The sequence below is a fragment of the Citroniella saccharovorans genome (assembly GCF_035481615.1).
GTDB lineage: Bacteria > Bacillota > Clostridia > Tissierellales > Peptoniphilaceae > Citroniella > Citroniella saccharovorans.
The window spans coordinates 116,322-132,462 of sequence record NZ_JAYKOT010000001.1 but is presented as its reverse complement, the minus strand read 5'-3'; the positions used below and the strand labels follow the sequence as shown (position 1 = coordinate 132,462).

The window sequence follows — 16,141 nt, the reverse complement described above, 5'->3', positions numbered from 1 at the left end:
TGAAAATAATGACGAGAAAATAAATAGTACTGTTTATTATGAGACGATAGGGTAAATATTTAGGAACAAACAAAAAAATGATATAATTATAGTTAAAATGAGATATTGTGAGGTGATTTTTGTGTCTAAAATAAATGTGGAAGGATCAGAAATTAGCATTATTGCCATAGATAATAGAGATTATATTTCTTTAACCGACATGGTTAGAAATGTTGAAAATGGTGTGGCACTAATAGAAAAATGGCTAAGGAATAAAAATACAATTGAATTTTTAGGAATATGGGAAGAAATGTATAATGCGAATTTTAATTCCACCGAATTCGAGGGAATTAAAAATGAAGCAGGTTTTAATCGTTTTATTTTATCGGTTAAACAATGGGTCAATAAGACGAATTCTATCGGAATTATTGCCAAAGCAGGAAGATATGGTGGAACATATGCACATAAAGACATAGCTTTTGAATTTGCGTCGTGGGTATCACCTTATTTTAAGCTCTATCTTATTAAAGAGTTTGAGCGCTTAAAAGAAGAAGAACAAAAACAATTAGGTTGGGATATCAAGAGGAATTTAGCTAAGATAAATTACAAAATTCATACAGATGCAATTAAGAATAAACTTGTCCCTGAAAAATTATCAAAGGAAAGAATAAACTATATCTATGCAAGTGAAGCAGATATATTAAATGTAGCTTTGTTTGGAATGACAGCAAAAGAATGGCGTGAAAATAATCCGGAGTTAAAAGGAAATATGAGAGACTATGCTGATATATCACAATTAGTGTGTTTATCAAATCTTGAGAACTTAAATGCTGTTTTTATAAATGAGGGAATGGATGCAACTGAAAGGATAGAAAAATTAAATGCAATTGCTATTGAACAAATGAGGATTCTAACAGAAAGTGAACGTATAAAAAAGTTAAAATAAAAGTTTTGTATATAAATTAGGCGATAGAAATATCGTCTAATTTTATGTAACAATTGCTTGACATTGTAGGGTAAAACAACATTTACAAAGGCTTTGACGGGCGTTTACAATGCGAGTGGAGAAATATCTTTTGGCGGAGTAAATATTAATGGAAGAGGACTTAACTTTGATGACTACACAATAGTTCCTCAAGAAAGGACAGAGACTAATCTTGGCATAGCTGAGCATATTGCATCGCAAGAGACTTATGATGAGGCAAAAGTGAAGTCACTGCTTGATTATGTGGGACTAGACAAATTTTATAAGGAGCATTCACTTGATACAAGACTTGGCAAGGATTTTGATGGAGTAGAGCTATCGGGCGGCGAAAGGCAAAGGCTTGATATAGCAAGGTCCTTGTATAAGGAGTCAAAGCTTATTATACTTGACGAAGCAACATCGGCTCTTGACCCAATGCAAGAGAGCGAGATCTTAAAGAAGTTCCTTGATATATCAAAGGGAAGGACATCCATCATCGTTACGCATAGACTTGGTATATGCAAGAGCGTTGACAAGATAATAGTCTTTAAAGATGGTAGAGTGAGTGATATAGGCACGCACTATGAGCTAATAGCAAATTCATCAAACTATAGAGAAATGTATGAAGCACAAGCAAAATTTTATAAGCAATAAATTAATCAAAAACTATAACTAAGATAAAAAATAGTATTAAGATCAATAATAGGAGTATGATATGAAGGAAAAGCATATAAATAATGATAGATTTATAATGGAGGATTTCGTATATGAGTAAAATAGACGATTTCTTTCTAGGATATTTAATTAAGTCCGTTAGTAAAGAAAATATTTTAAGTTGCGTTTCAACATTTAAAGAGAACAAAAAGATTTCTATAATGATTTGTTTTTTCAATTAACAGATATTGCTAATGAATTTTACGAAGAAGAAACTGGAGAAAAAGGGTTCGCACTGACATTACTCCAACTAATTGTTTTGTAATTAATTTACTAGGTGAAGACATCTATATTTTGGGGAAAATTGGTCCAGGAACAAATGAGCATGTAGATAGTTCAAATGAGGAAATTTGGATTTTTAGGAATTTTAAAAAAATTAACTATCTTTTGATTTGAACTTTTATTCTAAATACAATTTATATGAGAATGAGAATGAGAATGCTAAAAGATTAATTGATAAAATAAAGCTAATTAATAAATAAATACTAAATTGATGTCCAAGAGCACTTATAATAATAGGTGCTTTTCTTATACCTAAATTTAGTAAGTGGTAATATAAACATTTTAAACTTAATATTCACCCATAGGGGCACAGGTAAGTCAAGAGACAAACCTAAAGACGGGGAGAGGATAACTTCATCGTCTTTTTTATTTGGGAGAACAACAGCAGGTAGGAATGTAGGAAAAAGCATATAGATTCTTTAAAAAATCTATGACGTCAAGAAAAAATACTAAAAATATTTTATAAGCAAAAAAATCTTTAATTCACCTTAACAATTCTACTATTTTTACAACCTATATATGAGGGTTGAAAAAAGGCCTTTCCTCAAAAATAAAATCTTGGAGGTAAAAAATGGGAGAAAAATTGAGACTAAAAATTCAGTACAAGTATTCTGATTCTGAAGGTAAGGAAAAAAAGGCAAGTAAAACTTACTCAAATATCAAATCAGATGCAAGCGATGAAAACTTACTAAAAGCTGGAAAAGAATTAGAAAAGCTTTCTAGTAAAGCAGTAGAAGGAATAATAAAGTTATCTGAAAAGAAACTTAACTAAAAAAAGGAGGATAAAAAATGGATAAGACAGTATTAGAAATGGATTTTGCCAATAGCTTAGACAAGGTATTTACACTTAGGGTCGATGATCCAAAGGATTTAAGTGACGGGGATATAAAATCAGCAATGAATGAAATATTAAACACTAAAGTATTTCACAAAAACGACCTAGACCTAACATCTATTAAGGGAGCTAGAAAAGTTGTAACAACTACAAAAGATATAGTAGTATTATAAAAGACAAAAGGGTTAGGAAGTGCCTAACCCTTTTTTAAAAAGGAGAGATAAAATGGAAGAAGTTTTCGGATACATCAGTAATCTTGGTTTTCCAATAGCTCTTTCAATCTACTTACTTGTTAGACTTGAGAGCAAGATGGATAGACTTGCTGATTCTATAGAAAATTTATCAAAAGCACTTTTAAAGGAGTAGGCTATGGAAAAGGGAGTCGATTTATCAAAATGGAACGGAATAGTAGATTTTAATTTGCTAAAAGAAGAAGTAGAATTTGTAATATTAAGAGCCTCTTACGGATATGACTCTAGCGAATTTATAAATAGGGGAGTAGATGAATTTTTTGAAGAAAACTATAGAAAGGCAAAAGAAGCCAAGTTAAAAGTTGGAGCATATCACTACTCTTACGCTAGAAATGAAGAAGAAGCAAGGCTTGAATTAAAACACTTTTTAAATAAAATTAAGGGAAAAACTTTTGAATATCCACTTATATATGACCTAGAAGATGAAAAAGTCCAGGGCCATTTAGCCAGGGAAAAACTTACAGATATTGCAAACGAATTTTTGACTGGCCTAGAGAAAAGTGGATACTATTCTATGATTTACTCATCGAAATACTGGCTTGAAAATAAGCTAGACATGAATAGGTTAAGTAGGTTTGATACCTGGCTTGCCGAGTGGAGAGAAGAAGTAAGCTACAAAAACCCCTTTGGTATTTGGCAGTATTCATCAACATCCAAAGTAGGGGAGAGTAGAAGGATTAGTAGACTCAAACTACTCCTACAAAGACTACGAGAAAATAATTAAAGAAGCAGGACTAAATGGATTTACGAAAATAGCTAAAAAAGATGATCCAAAAAAAATAGAAGTAATCTATTCCAATGAGCTAGACCTATTTGCAGCAAGCATATATGCAAGATTTAATAATCTTAGCCTAAAATATATGGAAAGTGAGCCAAAGCATCCATATATCCACATTGGATATAGCGATAAATTTAAAAATAAAATATATGGAGAAACAAGACTTGATACACTCAAAGCCGTATTAAAAGAAATCAAAAAATAAAATCCTTGGAAAAATTCCAAGGATCAGAGTGCAGACAAAATCCAAAAACGCTTTTCCGACTGCAGAAACCCAAAATTCTAAATCTCATAATCCTGTAAATCGCAAACTCGCTAACGCTCAAACAGTTTGGTTTACGGGCGGATTATTTCAATTTAAATTTCTTACAATTTCTTTCGTATGCAGCGTACCTTTTGGATTTTGCTACTTTGTCAATAATTTGAATCCTTGGGAAAATTCCAAGGATTTTTTTAATTATCGTAGGACAAAATATAATAAAAGTCCCTAGCTTCAATATAATTTTTCTTTATAGTTTCAGATTTAGATATACATTCTAAAACTCCATACCTTCCAAGATAAACCTCCTTATCCTTTATCTTTTCAATATACTTAAAATTTATAAAAGTTAAAGCACCATCATTTTTACCGATTGGTTTTCTAGTTTTGATCCCAATAAAAATATCTTCCCTTCCAAGATAAAGAGGAAGATTTTTAGACTTTAGAATCTTAGTTTTCATATACCTTCTAACAGCAGTTTGGTTTATAAAAAGAATTTCCGACAAATACCTAATACAAAGTCCAATAGGCATAGGGCAAGTAACTTTTTCACCAGTCTTTAACAAAATCTCTGTGCAGTTACCTACAAGTCTTACATATATAGGCTTCAAATAAATTATTTTCTTTTTTAAACATAGTTCAAAATCTTCTATATATTTATCTTGCATAGCTTCCTCCATAACTTATACCTATATTATACAGAACATTTGTTCTGGAGTCAATAAAAAATCCTTAGATTAGAAAAAACAAATCTAGGGAATTACTCTATTCTTTAAAAAAATATCCATATAAAATTTTAAAAAGCTCAACATATAGACATCCTTAAAAAATTTATTTAAAAAGCAGGTAAAAAAAATTAGTGAATAGAGCTTCTTCAGACTTTTAAAAAAAACCTAATTACCCATACAATAAAATTATCCTAGGAAATAAAAAAGCATGCTAGAAAGAGAAAAAATTGCTTAAAGAAAGAAATAAAGGAAAATTAGAAAATATAGAAGAAATAAAAAAAGATAGGGAAAATTGGGAGATAGCACTAAAATACAAACCACTCATTATAAAATCAATCAAAACATACTACAACAAAACAAATCAATACGACGACTTGATCCAGGAGGGTTACCTAAAAATATATGAACTTTGTAAAAATTACAAAAAAGAAAGGGGGAGCATGGGAGCCTATCTAAAAACAAACTTAAAATACTATTATCTTGAAAAAAATAGGAAAATAGAAGCCATAAGTCTAGAAAGAGAAGATGGGCCAATACTTGAAACCCTAAAGTCAGATGAAAATATAGAAGAAGACTATCTTTTAGAAGAAAGTATCAGGAGATTAAAAAAAGCCCTTAGAGGCCTTACAGATATAGAAAGAGAAGTACTAGTTGGAATATATTTTGAAGGGAAAAAGGCAAGTGAAATAGCTAAAGAGCAAAAAAGATCAAAAGCAGCAGTCTCACAAGCCAAAAAAAGAGGCCTAGAAAAACTAAAAAAAAAGCTTAGAAAAATAAACTTATCAGTCCATCAAAAGATGGGCTGATTTTTTTTGTGCGCTTTAGCATGAATAAACCACCAGCTATGCTGGTGGTAGAAAAATAAGCTTTAGCTTCAAGCAAAAAACCTCCCATGATAAACTATTTATGTTACTGGCAGTAGCATAGACAGAAAAGGGAGGTATCCTAAATGGATAATAATAGTTTATCACATACATCATGGAATTGTAAGTATCATATAGTATTTGCTCCAAAATATAGAAGACAAGTAATATATGGAAGGTTAAAACAAGATATAGGAAAAATATTAAGGGACTTATGTGATAGAAAAGGAATAAGCATAATAGAAGCAGAATGTTGTCCAGACCATATTCATATGTTGTTAGAAATTCCACCGAAATACAGCATATCTCAAACAATGGGCTATTTAAAAGGAAAAAGTAGTTTGATAATATTTGACAGACATGCAAACTTAAAATACAAATACGGAAATAGACATTTTTGGTGCAGAGGATATTATGTAGATACAGCAGGAAAAAATGCGAAAAAAATACAAGAATATATAAAAAATCAATTAAAAGAAGATTACATGGCAGACCAAATAAGCATTAAAGAATTTGTAGACCCGTTTACGGGAGAGCAAGTAAACAAAAGCAAAAAGTAAGGTGCTTTAGCACCAGCTGTGAAAATTGGTGCACGAGAAAGAAAGTTCGAAGCATGAAATGCTGCCGGTAACAGCCCCTTATAGGGGCAAAACAAACCACCGGCTTAGCCGGTGGTTATGATTGTAATTTTGCAAATACTTGTAGGATGGGAAAGTTGGCTCTGTATAAAAAGCTAATACAATGTTATAATTACATATATAATCTATGAAAAAATTATAAAAGAAAAAAATAAAAACATATAAAAAATTTGTATTTTTTTAAATGTTATATATAAGATATATTTGAATGTAAAAGATTAGATAATTTAAAGGAGAATAGAGATGGCAAAAAATAAAGATAAAACAGACGAATTATCCTTAGAGTCAGTCTTATGTAGTTGTACACGCTTGATTAAAAATGTAGGTGTTTGGGATTGGCAGAAACTGAGTTCAAAGTGTTTGCTCAAAAATTAGCAACATATTTTCAAGGAGACTTGTCTCTGGAAGAGTTTACGAGAACGCTTTTTGTAAAAATCTATCTCAATCCCAACGGTGATTCTTTGCTATATGACATGGAAGCGAGAACCTTGCGTGGCTATTTTTATGGCGAACACGACATCACCACTTTTGCGACAGAATAGATTATTTTTGCAGAAGTACAAAAATACCTTCCGAAGTGGGAATCTGCGACTCGGACTATAAAATACAGAGAACACAGACTCTGAATGAATTCAAAGATTACCTGCTGAAGGCATACGGCATAACAACACCTTCCGTTTCGTTCAGAGAGATGGTAGGACGCTTCCTTCGTATCTATAGTAGGGAAAATTATGCGGAAAGATACCCTTTGAAATAAGGCGATGTTAAGCCTGAAGTATCGATAGAAACCTTGGAGAAAATGTTTAAGGTTTTTGCTTTTATTGAAGAATATAAGAGCGTCTATGATGATAAGAGCAAGTGCACCAAGTTGCGAGATGATGCCACAAAACTTGGTGAGATGACAAATGTCGCAAGGACCAAGAAAGAATATGCACGGCATTGGATTGTCAAATTAGTGATATCTTAGAGACTTTGCCGGATGACGAAGCTAAGAATAACGAAGAATAAAATTCGTTAGGAGGATTTGAATGGAGCAAAATAACAAAGCAGCTCTACGGGCAGCAAGCCCATATAATGCTGTCATAACAAGAGAACAATTTTTATTTTATGAGGTGCGTACTACTGCCAAGTTGCTAAATGAAGGGTACAACTCGGAAGAGGTGATAAATCTTATCATTTCGGATAATTTATTTCAGTATCCAACAGAAAAGTCGGTACGCAACATGGCTCTTACCTGTCTGAGAAGATTAGAGGCACTTGACGATAATTCTTTGGTAGGGGCAATTGCGACTCAGCCATCCATTGTGGCAAAGCAAATATGTCTGTATGCCATGATGAAACAATACCGCTTGATTTGGGATTTTATGATTACAGTCATCGGTGAGAAATACAGATTATCTGACACCACTTTTGGTAAGATAGACTTGAATAGCTATTTTCTGCGTTTGCAGGAGCAAGATGATTGGGTAGCAACTTGGAAGGATTCTACCGTTAACAAGTTGAAACAGGTAATTACAAAGATGCTGGTGGAGAATGAGTATATCGATAGCATTAGAGCGACAAAGCTCAATCCGGTATGGCTCCAGCCTATACTTGAGAATGCAATCCGTGAAAATGGCGATGAGATAGCTCTTCCTGCATTCAATTGCTTTTCGTAAGGAGGTAGGCCCAAGTGAGTGAATTGAAAGAAAGACTAGATAGCCTCAGAATCTTAATGCAGGAGCCGGAGTTTCTTGAAGGCAAAGGATTGAGTAACGAGGTAAATATACGAATCTTCTGTTATGACCCATCGGAAGAAATGATGGTCAGACAATTTATCGAGAAGATTATGGCAGATGAGTCAATGGATTGCCATCTTATAGAATACAACTTATATGAAGTGTTCCTTTCCATCTGTGAAGATAAGCGTATCGCTAAAACAATACCGTTGATGGAAGAGAAAAAAGGTATGGAATTTATTCGAGATCAAATGAGCCGTATGGCGAACAATATGGCTTTTGTTAATAAAATGAAATATGAACCACATGAAGCTGGTGATGTAATTGTCATCACGGGAGTGGGAGATGTGTTTCCATTTATCAGAGTCCATGACCTGTTAAATGCAATGCAGCCAGAATTTCCAGATCTTCCAATTCTGGTGTTCTATCCAGGTAGTTATGATGGGCGTGATGTGCAGCTCTTCAACCGCCTGAAGAAAAATTCTTATTACAGAGCTTTTAATGTGATTTAAGGAGGAGTAGCAATGGTTATTGAACAATTATTCCAAGAGGATATTAATCGTAAAATCAACGGTGTCGTTAAAGTAGACCAGGATGCAACCGATGTTCTCGTTCAGGAATTGGATGAGTATGTTATAACAAGAGATTTGAAGAAGCACTTTATAACCTTCTTTAATAATTATGGTGAGTCCTTCCATGAAGAAACTGCTGATATTGGTGTTTGGATTTCCGGCTTCTTTGGAAGTGGTAAATCTCACTTTCTTAAGATGCTCTCATATCTACTTGACAATCAGAAAGTGCAGGGAATTTCTACAGTAGAAAGATTTCGTAAAAAGTTTTCAGATGACCCGGCAACATTTATGCTGATTGATTCCGTTACCAAAGGACAAACGGATACCATCCTTTTCAATATCGATATCGAGGGATCTATAAACAAAGATAAAACGGCTGTTCTTCGTGTTTTTGCAAAGATGTTCTATAACTATCTTGGGTTTTATGGAGAGAATCTTAAGGTGGCTAAGCTAGAGCAATTTATCGAAAAACTTGAAAAGACGACGGAGTTCCGCCGCGTATTTGAAGAGAAGAATGGTGGACCTTGGCTTGAATCCAGAGATGCCTTTGCATTTTTCGAAGATGATGTTGTTGATACTTTGAAAGAAGTTCTTGGAATGAGTGATAAAGCGGCAAGAAACTGGTTCAATGGAACAGAAACTGTGGAAACCAGCATTTCACAGCTCGTTTCTGAGATGAAAGAATATGTGGATAATAAGCCGGATGACTTCCGTCTGATATTTATGGTAGACGAGGTTGGCCAGTATGTAGGTGGAGATACAGACCTTCTTATCAATCTGCAATCTTTGCTTGAGAAAATCGGAAGTGAGTGCGGTGGTAAGGTTTGGGTCGTTTGTACTGGTCAGGAAGCTATCGATGAGATTATTAAGGCTCGTGAAAATGAGTTCTCTCGTATTCAGGCTCGTTTCAAGACCAGACTTTCTCTGACTTCTTCTTCCGTAGACGAAGTTATTCAGAAACGTATTTTAAAGAAGAAAGCTGAAGTGGAACCGGCACTCATTGAGGTATATAACCAGAACGATTCCGTTCTCCGTAATCTATTCAGCTTCACCGATGCTATGCTGGATATTAAGGGATATACCGGTCCGCAGGATTTTACAAGAAACTTCCCGTTCGTACCTTACCAGTTCATAATCATGCAGAAGGTATTTGCTGAAATTCGTAAACATGGTAACTCTGGTAAGCACCTTTCTGGTGGTGAACGTTCTATGCTTTCCGGATTCCAAGAGGCTGCACAGAAGATTAAAGACAAGGACGAGTATGCACTTGCACCCTTCTACCTCTTCTACGATACCGTACATACATTCCTTGACAGCTCTATTCGCCGTGTTATTGAGCGTTGCCAGAAGGCAGCAGATAATGGTGATGGTATTGATAAGCAGGATGTGGAGGTATTAAAACTCCTGTATCTTATCCGTTATGTGGAAGATATTCCGGCTAACCTCGATAACATTGTAATCCTTATGGCAGATGATATTCGTTTGGATAAGATTACAATGCGTGAAAAGGTATGTGATAGTCTGGACCGTCTTCTTAGCCAGAACTACATCGGAAGATCAGGTGACACTTATAATTTCCTGACAGATGAGGAGCAGGATATTCAAAGAGATATTTACAAAAACACCCAGGTTGATACCTCTGCAATCGTGGAGCGTATAGGACAGATGATTTTCGCTGATATTTATACAACAAAGAAATACCGCCATGGAAAGTACGACTTCCCATTTGACCAGATGGTAGACAACACAAATATTGGTGCCGTAACTGGTAGTATGAGACTTCGAATCATGACGGTAGCAACGGATACTGTTGAGAAGAGCGAACTTCGCCTTATGACAGAGTCTAAGAATCAGGCAATCGTTGTGCTTTCTGAAACTCCTTACTATGAGTCTTTGGAAAAAGCAATGAAGGTACGTAAGTATGTAAAGCAGCGTAACGTAGCGCAGCTTCCGAAGTCTGTGCAGGACATCATCCGCAATCATCAGAATGAGGCTGCGAAGTACGAGTCTTCTGCAGAGGAAGATTTGAAGAAGGCAATCATCGGTGCTGAGTTCTATGTGGATGGAGAGCATATAGAAATTAAGGGCGGCGATGCCAAGAGCAAGCTGGACCAAGCGCTAGAATATTTGGTAACGCATGTTTATAGCGAACTCGGCCTTATAACCAAGAACGCTGACACGGATGCAGATGTACTTTCTATTCTGCAGGGTGAACATCTGAACGGTGTCATGGCAGGCATGGAAGAAAACCATGATGCTGCTGTGAAGATGGAAGAGTATCTTGAGATGCAGTATGCAAAGAAACTTCCTACTTCGATGGCAGATGTGCAGAGCCGTTTTCAGTCAATTCCTTATGGCTGGAAAGAAATCGATATTGCAGTCGTCGCTGCGATGCTGATTTATGACCAGAAGGTGACGGTCAAATACGGTGGAGAAACCATCCAGCCAAGTAATCCGAAACTTCCAGATATGCTTCGTAAAAAAAGCGAGATTGGCAAAACCAGTATCTCCAAGCGTCAGGTCATTACTGCGACGAAGATGCGTGCCGTCAAAGAATTGCTGCGTGAATACTTCGATGTCATGGATGTTCCGGACGATGAAGACGGACTTGTAAAATACATTGTAGAAAAATTTGAAGAACAAAAGATACATTATGAAGAACTGAACAAGCGTTACGAGGGTCATAAATATCCGGACCATTCGCTTGTGATAAATGCGCTCAATCTAATGGATAACATTCTTTCTCAGCGCAAGGACAACATGGCACTAATTGACCGACTTCTGAAAGAAGAAGACAACCTTCTCGATAATAAGGACGACATGCAGAGAGTAGAAGGATTCTTTAAGAATCAGGTACAGGTATTCGATGCAGCTGTTCGAATGGAAGCGGAACTTAAAAACGACCTCTCTTATCTTCAAAAGAAAGAAGAGGAAGCAAATCAGGCTCTGAATGAGATTCGTAAGATTACCCTAGTGGAAGCTGGACAGACCAGCGTTTATAAGAGAATCCCTGAACTGAACGGATTGATGGATACAGTTCGTGAGGGTCATGGAAGACTTCTCCAAGCAAAGCGTGCTGAGATTCTTGAAATCATTCGCCAGTGTTTAGCTGAGATTCATACTCTTGCCGGTGATGTCTATGAAGCTAGAACAATTTCTGGGCTTGCCGACAAATTCTTTGACCAGAAGAAAAAAAGAGTAGCAGAGCTCGAAAGCCTGCAGCTCCTCGATGGTCTGGTACCACAGATGTGGGAATACAAAGATGAAACAGTCAATATAATCGATAGCATCCGTCATCCGAAGATTCCCGTTGCACCGACCATCAAACCGAAAGAAGATGGAAATGTAACTCCTCCAGCACCGAAGAAGTTTATCAAGAATGTGTACCGTCAGACAGTATTCCCATCAAAGACATTGGAAACTCAAGAAGATATAGATAAATACGTGGAACAAGTCAGGACATATCTTACTGCAATGATGAAGGATTGCGACGGAATCAAATTATGCTAAGGAGCTGCTAATATGCTATTTGTTGGAATGTTAGTATTTCAACTATCAGGAGCATTGATACTACTTTTGAATAGTGTTAAGTGTAGAAAAGAAATGATAATTAAAAACTGTTTCCCTGGTAGCAATATCGCTCAACGAGATGAAAATGATAATTGTAAAATTGAGAAAGAAAAGCTACAAAAAAGTGCACATAATACTTATCTGAATATGATAGCTTTTGTAGATTTGGTTGCTGGGTATATACTTGCAGTTTTTAGTCCAACATCAACGACTGAAATATGCTTGCTTTTGCTAGCGGTTATTGTACTAACTTGTATTTTGCTTTTTGCTGAATACAAACTTACTCTCTTTTGCGCAAAAATTATATTCGCAAAGGATATGGTAATTCCATTTAAAAATCTGGATGGAGTTGACACTGTTCCTACAAAAAAGGAAATTGGAGATTTATTTAATAACCTGTTTAAGGAATGATAAAAAATATGAACAAAAATGCGATAAAAAAATTCGCTACAGAAGCTCGCCGGAGTTAATCTCCCGTGTGAGCCAGATGGCGCTTAAATATGGGGTTTCCGATAAAGAGATCGGAAATCCGAATGACGATAGCGTAGGTGGTCATCTGCTTTCTTCTACTGAGAAGAAACAGAGAGCTGCCTTGATCGAGAGAATCAAAGAAAAAGGATACGAGCATGTCATGGAAGAGGTTGCCTACACATGGTTTAACCGCTTCTCTGCACTGCGTTTTATGGAGGTAAATGGTTATCTCCCTACGAGAGTGCGTGTTTTTACAGATGAGAATAACGCATTCAAGCCTCAGATACTGACAGAGGCAATCTATCTGGAGCTGGATGGGCTTGACATGGAGAAAGTCTATGCTTACAAGGAAGCCAACGATGATGACAAGCTATATAAGTATCTTTTGATTACCCAATGCAATGCGCTGAATAGCGTGCTTCCGGGCATGTTCCAGAAACTCTCTGACTACACGGAGCTTCTATTCCCAGACAACCTTCTTCGTGAGGGCAGCACCTTGCATCAGATGATTGAGCTGATAGATGAGGAAGATTGGAAGGATGCTGTCCAGATTATTGGCTGGCTGTATCAGTATTGTAACAGTGAAAAGAAGGACGACGTATTTGCCGCCCTTAAGAAGAATGTGAAAATCACAAAGGAAAATATTCCGGCAGCAACTCAGCTTTTCACACCGGACTGGATTGTCCGCTACATGGTTCAAAACTCCCTGGGCCGTTTGTGGGTAGAAGGACATCCGAACGACAAGGTGAAGTTCATCGTAGATGAACGAGAGGGCGGTCTGGGCCGTGGACTGAAATCCAATTGGAAATATTATTTGGAAGAAGCAGAGCAGGAGCCGGAAGTTCAGGCGCAGCTTGCGACTATTCGTGAAGAATATAAAGCATTGAAACCGGAAGATATTCTGTGCATCGACCCTTGCTCAGGAAGTGGCCATATTTTGGCTTATATGTTTGACGTTCTTGTGCAGATTTATGAATCCTATGGCTATACCACTCGTGAAGCGGTTACAAGCATTGTAGAAAACAACATCTATGGTTTAGATATTGATGACCGTGCGGCGCAGCTTAGCTATTTTACTGTTATGATGAAGGCTTGCCAATATGACAAGAGATTCCTTCGCCGCAAAGTGCAGCCCCATGTTTATGCCATTGTGGAAAGCAATCATGTGGACCAACATGCAGTAGACTATTTCTGCAATGGCGATGCCAAGCTGAAAGAGGCCATGGATACCATTACCAGCGAACTACATGACGCAAAGGAATATGGGTCTATCATCACAGTTAGCAATCTGGATTGGGATGCATTGTACGTTCGTTTTGATGAAATACAGAGTGAGAGAGTGATGTCCATTTACACGGATGAAGCTCTTGGTTTAAAAACTTTGGTGCAGGTAGCAGAAGCACTGGCACAGAAATATGATGTGGTTGTGACAAATCCGCCGTATATGGGTGCATCGGGTATGAGTGCAAAGCTGTCGGATTATGTAAAAAAGAATTATCCTGACAGCAAAAGCGATTTGTTTGCTGTATTTATCGAGGTTTGTGGCAAAATGCTAAAAGCAAATGGCTTACAAGGAATGATAACGCAACATGCGTGGATGTTCCTGTCCAGCTTTGAGAAACTTCGCAAAAAAATTCTCGACAAAGATATTATTAACATGGTGCATTTGGGTGCAAGAGCCTTTGAAGAAATAGGTGGAGAGGTAGTGCAGACGACATCTTTTGCTATCCGCAAAAGTTACGTTACAGACTATAATGGGGTGTATTGCCGCCTAATTGAGCCGACCACGCAGCAAGGAAAAGAAGATATGTTCCTTGTAGGTGAGAATCGCTACTCAGTAGATCAGTCCAACTTCTCCAAAATCCCTGGCAGCCCTGTGGCGTATTGGGTGAGTGAGAATTTAATAGAAAACTTTTCCAATGGAATAGATTTAAAAACCAAAGGTGACACAAGGCAAGGAATGGCTACTTCGGATAACAAACGATTTTTAAGATTGTGGTATGAAGTTGCTTATCCAAGAATAGGCTTTAACTATAGTAATGCTAGTGAGGCACAAAAATCTTATAAGAAATGGTTCCCTTATAACAAAGGAGGGCAGTTTAAGAAATGGTATGGAAACATTGACCATCTGGTTAACTATGAGAATGATGGGAAAGAAATAAAAGCTTATGCTGCATCATTATATAAGTCTCCAACTAGGACAATAAAGAGCATAAGTGAGTATTTCAAAGCATGTTTGAGCTGGTCTAAGATATCAAGTGGAGATATAGCATTTAGATATTATCCGCAAGGATTTATATTTGATGTTGCTGGTTGCTGTATTTTTTATAATAATCCTGACGACATGTTTTACGATCTAGGTTTCGTTAACTCAAAGATAGCACTAGACATTCTATCTGCCATATCTCCGACATTGAATTATGAAGTAGGTCATGTTGCGTCGCTGCCAATTATTAGAAAAACTAACATTTATACAAGAGTAGGCAATCTAACCAGAAATAATATAGGTGTAGCAAAACATGATTGGGATTCTTTTGAAACCTCATGGGATTTCAAGTATCATCCACTGCTTCGCAACGTTTCTACCATTGCCGAAGCCTTTGACCAGTGGCAGGCTGAATGTGATGACCGGTTCAATCAGTTAAAAGCTAACGAGGAAGAACTTAACCGCATCTTTATTGACATTTATGGCCTTCAAGATGAGCTCACACCGGAGGTGGCGGACAAGGATATTACGGTGCAGCGGATATTTGACAGCAAGGAGGATGTGCCGGAGAGCATGAAGGGCAGCAGGTATATCCGCACCAAAGAGGACGAGGTCGTCTCCTTTATTTCCTATGCAGTTGGCTGTATGTTCGGCCGTTATTCCCTTGATGTAGATGGTCTTGCCTATGCTGGGGGAGATTGGGATGCTTCCAAGTATCCTAGCTTTGCAGCAGACAAGGATAACATTATTCCTATTTGCGATGATGAGTATTTTGAAGATGATATTGTTGGCCTATTCGTAAAGTTTGTAGAAGTCGTATATGGAAAAGACACACTGGAGGAAAATCTGAGCTTCATTGCTGATGCTCTTGGAGCTAATGGTCAGCCTAAAGATGTTATCAGAAAGTATTTCTTAAACGGCTTCTACAAAGACCATTGCAAGATGTATCAGAAACGTCCGATTTACTGGATGTTTGATTCTGGTAAGAAGAACGGTTTCAAATGTTTGATCTACATGCATCGCTATCAGCTGGATACCCTCGCTCGTATTCGTACGGATTATGTCCATGAGCAGCAGGCTCGCTACCGTACTGCGATTGCAGATTTGGAGAACCGCATGGAAAGTTCATCTACCAGCGAGAGAGTTAGACTGAGTAAGAAGCTTAAAACACTGAGTGATCAAGCGACTGAAATCCATGAATACGAAGAAAAAATACACCACTTGGCGGACCAGATGATTTCCATCGACCTTGATGATGGTGTGAAGAAGAACTATTCGATTTTCCAAGATGTCTTGGCAAAGATTAAGTAAGG

Annotated in this window: 16 protein-coding genes and 2 pseudogenes; 17 read left to right on the top strand and 1 reads right to left on the bottom strand. The window is 36.8% G+C overall.

Annotated elements, in window-relative coordinates; genetic code table 11:
- The first annotated feature begins 121 nt into the window (after nt 1-121).
- The 8 genes and pseudogenes from VLK81_RS00630 to VLK81_RS00595 all read left to right on the top strand — a co-directional run bounded on the left by VLK81_RS00630 (nt 122) and on the right by VLK81_RS00595 (nt 4,008).
- Nucleotides 122-925 carry a KilA-N domain-containing protein gene (locus tag VLK81_RS00630; protein WP_039920413.1) on the top strand — a complete coding sequence of 268 codons (804 nt, stop codon included), beginning with the start codon at nt 122-124 and terminating at the stop codon, nt 923-925.
- 81 nt (nt 926-1,006) lie between these two features.
- Nucleotides 1,007-1,597, top strand: a pseudogene (locus VLK81_RS00625) (ATP-binding cassette domain-containing protein); the annotation flags it as partial.
- 113 nt (nt 1,598-1,710) lie between these two features.
- Nucleotides 1,711-1,839: a hypothetical protein gene (locus tag VLK81_RS00620; RefSeq protein ID WP_324618636.1), complete on the top strand. Its 129-nt coding sequence runs from the start codon at nt 1,711-1,713 to the stop codon at nt 1,837-1,839.
- A gap of 671 nt (nt 1,840-2,510) precedes the next feature.
- Nucleotides 2,511-2,711 carry a DUF1659 domain-containing protein gene (locus VLK81_RS00615; RefSeq protein WP_324618635.1) on the top strand — a complete coding sequence of 67 codons (201 nt, stop codon included), beginning with the start codon at nt 2,511-2,513 and terminating at the stop codon, nt 2,709-2,711.
- 17 nt (nt 2,712-2,728) lie between these two features.
- Nucleotides 2,729-2,947 carry a DUF2922 domain-containing protein gene (locus VLK81_RS00610; protein WP_324618634.1) on the top strand — a complete coding sequence of 73 codons (219 nt, stop codon included), beginning with the start codon at nt 2,729-2,731 and terminating at the stop codon, nt 2,945-2,947.
- A 52-nt stretch (nt 2,948-2,999) separates the two neighbouring features.
- The gene (locus VLK81_RS00605) at nt 3,000-3,140 is read left to right on the top strand and encodes a YvrJ family protein (protein ID WP_324618633.1); all 141 of its coding nucleotides are present in this window, start codon (nt 3,000-3,002) and stop codon (nt 3,138-3,140) included.
- Nucleotides 3,141-3,143: 3 nt separating this feature from the next.
- On the top strand, nt 3,144-3,749 hold the full coding sequence (locus tag VLK81_RS00600; RefSeq protein WP_324618632.1) for a glycoside hydrolase family 25 protein: 606 nt from the start codon (nt 3,144-3,146) through the stop codon (nt 3,747-3,749).
- 136 nt (nt 3,750-3,885) lie between these two features.
- Nucleotides 3,886-4,008 (top strand): hypothetical protein, encoded by a 123-nt coding sequence (locus tag VLK81_RS00595; protein WP_324618631.1) that lies wholly within the window; start codon nt 3,886-3,888, stop codon nt 4,006-4,008.
- 248 nt (nt 4,009-4,256) lie between these two features.
- On the opposite strand, the gene VLK81_RS00590 is transcribed toward VLK81_RS00595, so the two are convergent.
- Nucleotides 4,257-4,730: a hypothetical protein gene (locus VLK81_RS00590; protein ID WP_324618630.1), complete on the bottom strand. Its 474-nt coding sequence runs from the start codon at nt 4,728-4,730 to the stop codon at nt 4,257-4,259.
- Nucleotides 4,731-5,017: 287 nt separating this feature from the next.
- Here VLK81_RS00590 and VLK81_RS00585 point away from each other — a divergent pair, with 287 nt between their 5' ends.
- From VLK81_RS00585 to pglX, 9 genes and pseudogenes are all read left to right on the top strand, one after another.
- Nucleotides 5,018-5,596, top strand: coding sequence for a sigma-70 family RNA polymerase sigma factor (locus VLK81_RS00585; protein ID WP_324618629.1), 579 nt, complete (start codon nt 5,018-5,020; stop codon nt 5,594-5,596).
- A 143-nt stretch (nt 5,597-5,739) separates the two neighbouring features.
- On the top strand, nt 5,740-6,213 hold the full coding sequence (gene tnpA, locus VLK81_RS00580) for an IS200/IS605 family transposase (RefSeq protein WP_324618628.1): 474 nt from the start codon (nt 5,740-5,742) through the stop codon (nt 6,211-6,213).
- Between the two features lie 413 nt (nt 6,214-6,626).
- Complete coding sequence (locus VLK81_RS00575; protein ID WP_324618627.1) at nt 6,627-6,833, top strand: hypothetical protein; 207 nt, start codon at nt 6,627-6,629, stop codon at nt 6,831-6,833.
- Between the two features lie 382 nt (nt 6,834-7,215).
- A pseudogene (locus VLK81_RS00570) lies at nt 7,216-7,299 on the top strand (helix-turn-helix domain-containing protein); the annotation flags it as partial.
- A 20-nt stretch (nt 7,300-7,319) separates the two neighbouring features.
- The gene (locus tag VLK81_RS00565) at nt 7,320-7,949 is read left to right on the top strand and encodes a DUF1819 family protein (RefSeq protein WP_324618626.1); all 630 of its coding nucleotides are present in this window, start codon (nt 7,320-7,322) and stop codon (nt 7,947-7,949) included.
- 14 nt (nt 7,950-7,963) lie between these two features.
- Nucleotides 7,964-8,521, top strand: a complete 558-nt coding sequence (locus VLK81_RS00560) for a DUF1788 domain-containing protein (protein WP_324618625.1) — start codon at nt 7,964-7,966, stop codon at nt 8,519-8,521.
- A 12-nt stretch (nt 8,522-8,533) separates the two neighbouring features.
- Nucleotides 8,534-12,091 (top strand): BREX system P-loop protein BrxC, encoded by a 3,558-nt coding sequence (gene brxC, locus VLK81_RS00555; protein ID WP_324618624.1) that lies wholly within the window; start codon nt 8,534-8,536, stop codon nt 12,089-12,091.
- 12 nt (nt 12,092-12,103) lie between these two features.
- Nucleotides 12,104-12,562, top strand: coding sequence for a hypothetical protein (locus VLK81_RS00550; protein WP_324618623.1), 459 nt, complete (start codon nt 12,104-12,106; stop codon nt 12,560-12,562).
- Nucleotides 12,528-16,139 carry a BREX-1 system adenine-specific DNA-methyltransferase PglX gene (gene pglX, locus VLK81_RS00545; protein WP_324618622.1) on the top strand — a complete coding sequence of 1,204 codons (3,612 nt, stop codon included), beginning with the start codon at nt 12,528-12,530 and terminating at the stop codon, nt 16,137-16,139. Before VLK81_RS00550 ends, pglX begins: the two co-directional genes overlap by 35 nt.
- The last annotated feature ends 2 nt before the right edge of the window (nt 16,140-16,141 follow it).

Excerpts from the sequence above, each read along its gene's own strand:
- VLK81_RS00620 (WP_324618636.1), top strand. The coding sequence starts at position 1,711 with ATGAGTAAAATAGACGATTTCTTTCTAGGATATTTAATTAAGTCCGTT.
- VLK81_RS00615 (WP_324618635.1), top strand. The coding sequence starts at position 2,511 with ATGGGAGAAAAATTGAGACTAAAAATTCAGTACAAGTATTCTGATTCT.
- VLK81_RS00610 (WP_324618634.1), top strand. The coding sequence starts at position 2,729 with ATGGATAAGACAGTATTAGAAATGGATTTTGCCAATAGCTTAGACAAG.
- VLK81_RS00605 (WP_324618633.1), top strand. The coding sequence starts at position 3,000 with ATGGAAGAAGTTTTCGGATACATCAGTAATCTTGGTTTTCCAATAGCT.
- VLK81_RS00600 (WP_324618632.1), top strand. The coding sequence starts at position 3,144 with ATGGAAAAGGGAGTCGATTTATCAAAATGGAACGGAATAGTAGATTTT.
- VLK81_RS00595 (WP_324618631.1), top strand. The coding sequence starts at position 3,886 with ATGGAAAGTGAGCCAAAGCATCCATATATCCACATTGGATATAGCGAT.
- VLK81_RS00590 (WP_324618630.1), bottom strand. The coding sequence starts at position 4,730 with ATGCAAGATAAATATATAGAAGATTTTGAACTATGTTTAAAAAAGAAA.
- tnpA (WP_324618628.1), top strand. The coding sequence starts at position 5,740 with ATGGATAATAATAGTTTATCACATACATCATGGAATTGTAAGTATCAT.
- VLK81_RS00565 (WP_324618626.1), top strand. The coding sequence starts at position 7,320 with ATGGAGCAAAATAACAAAGCAGCTCTACGGGCAGCAAGCCCATATAAT.
- brxC (WP_324618624.1), top strand. The coding sequence starts at position 8,534 with ATGGTTATTGAACAATTATTCCAAGAGGATATTAATCGTAAAATCAAC.
- VLK81_RS00550 (WP_324618623.1), top strand. The coding sequence starts at position 12,104 with ATGCTATTTGTTGGAATGTTAGTATTTCAACTATCAGGAGCATTGATA.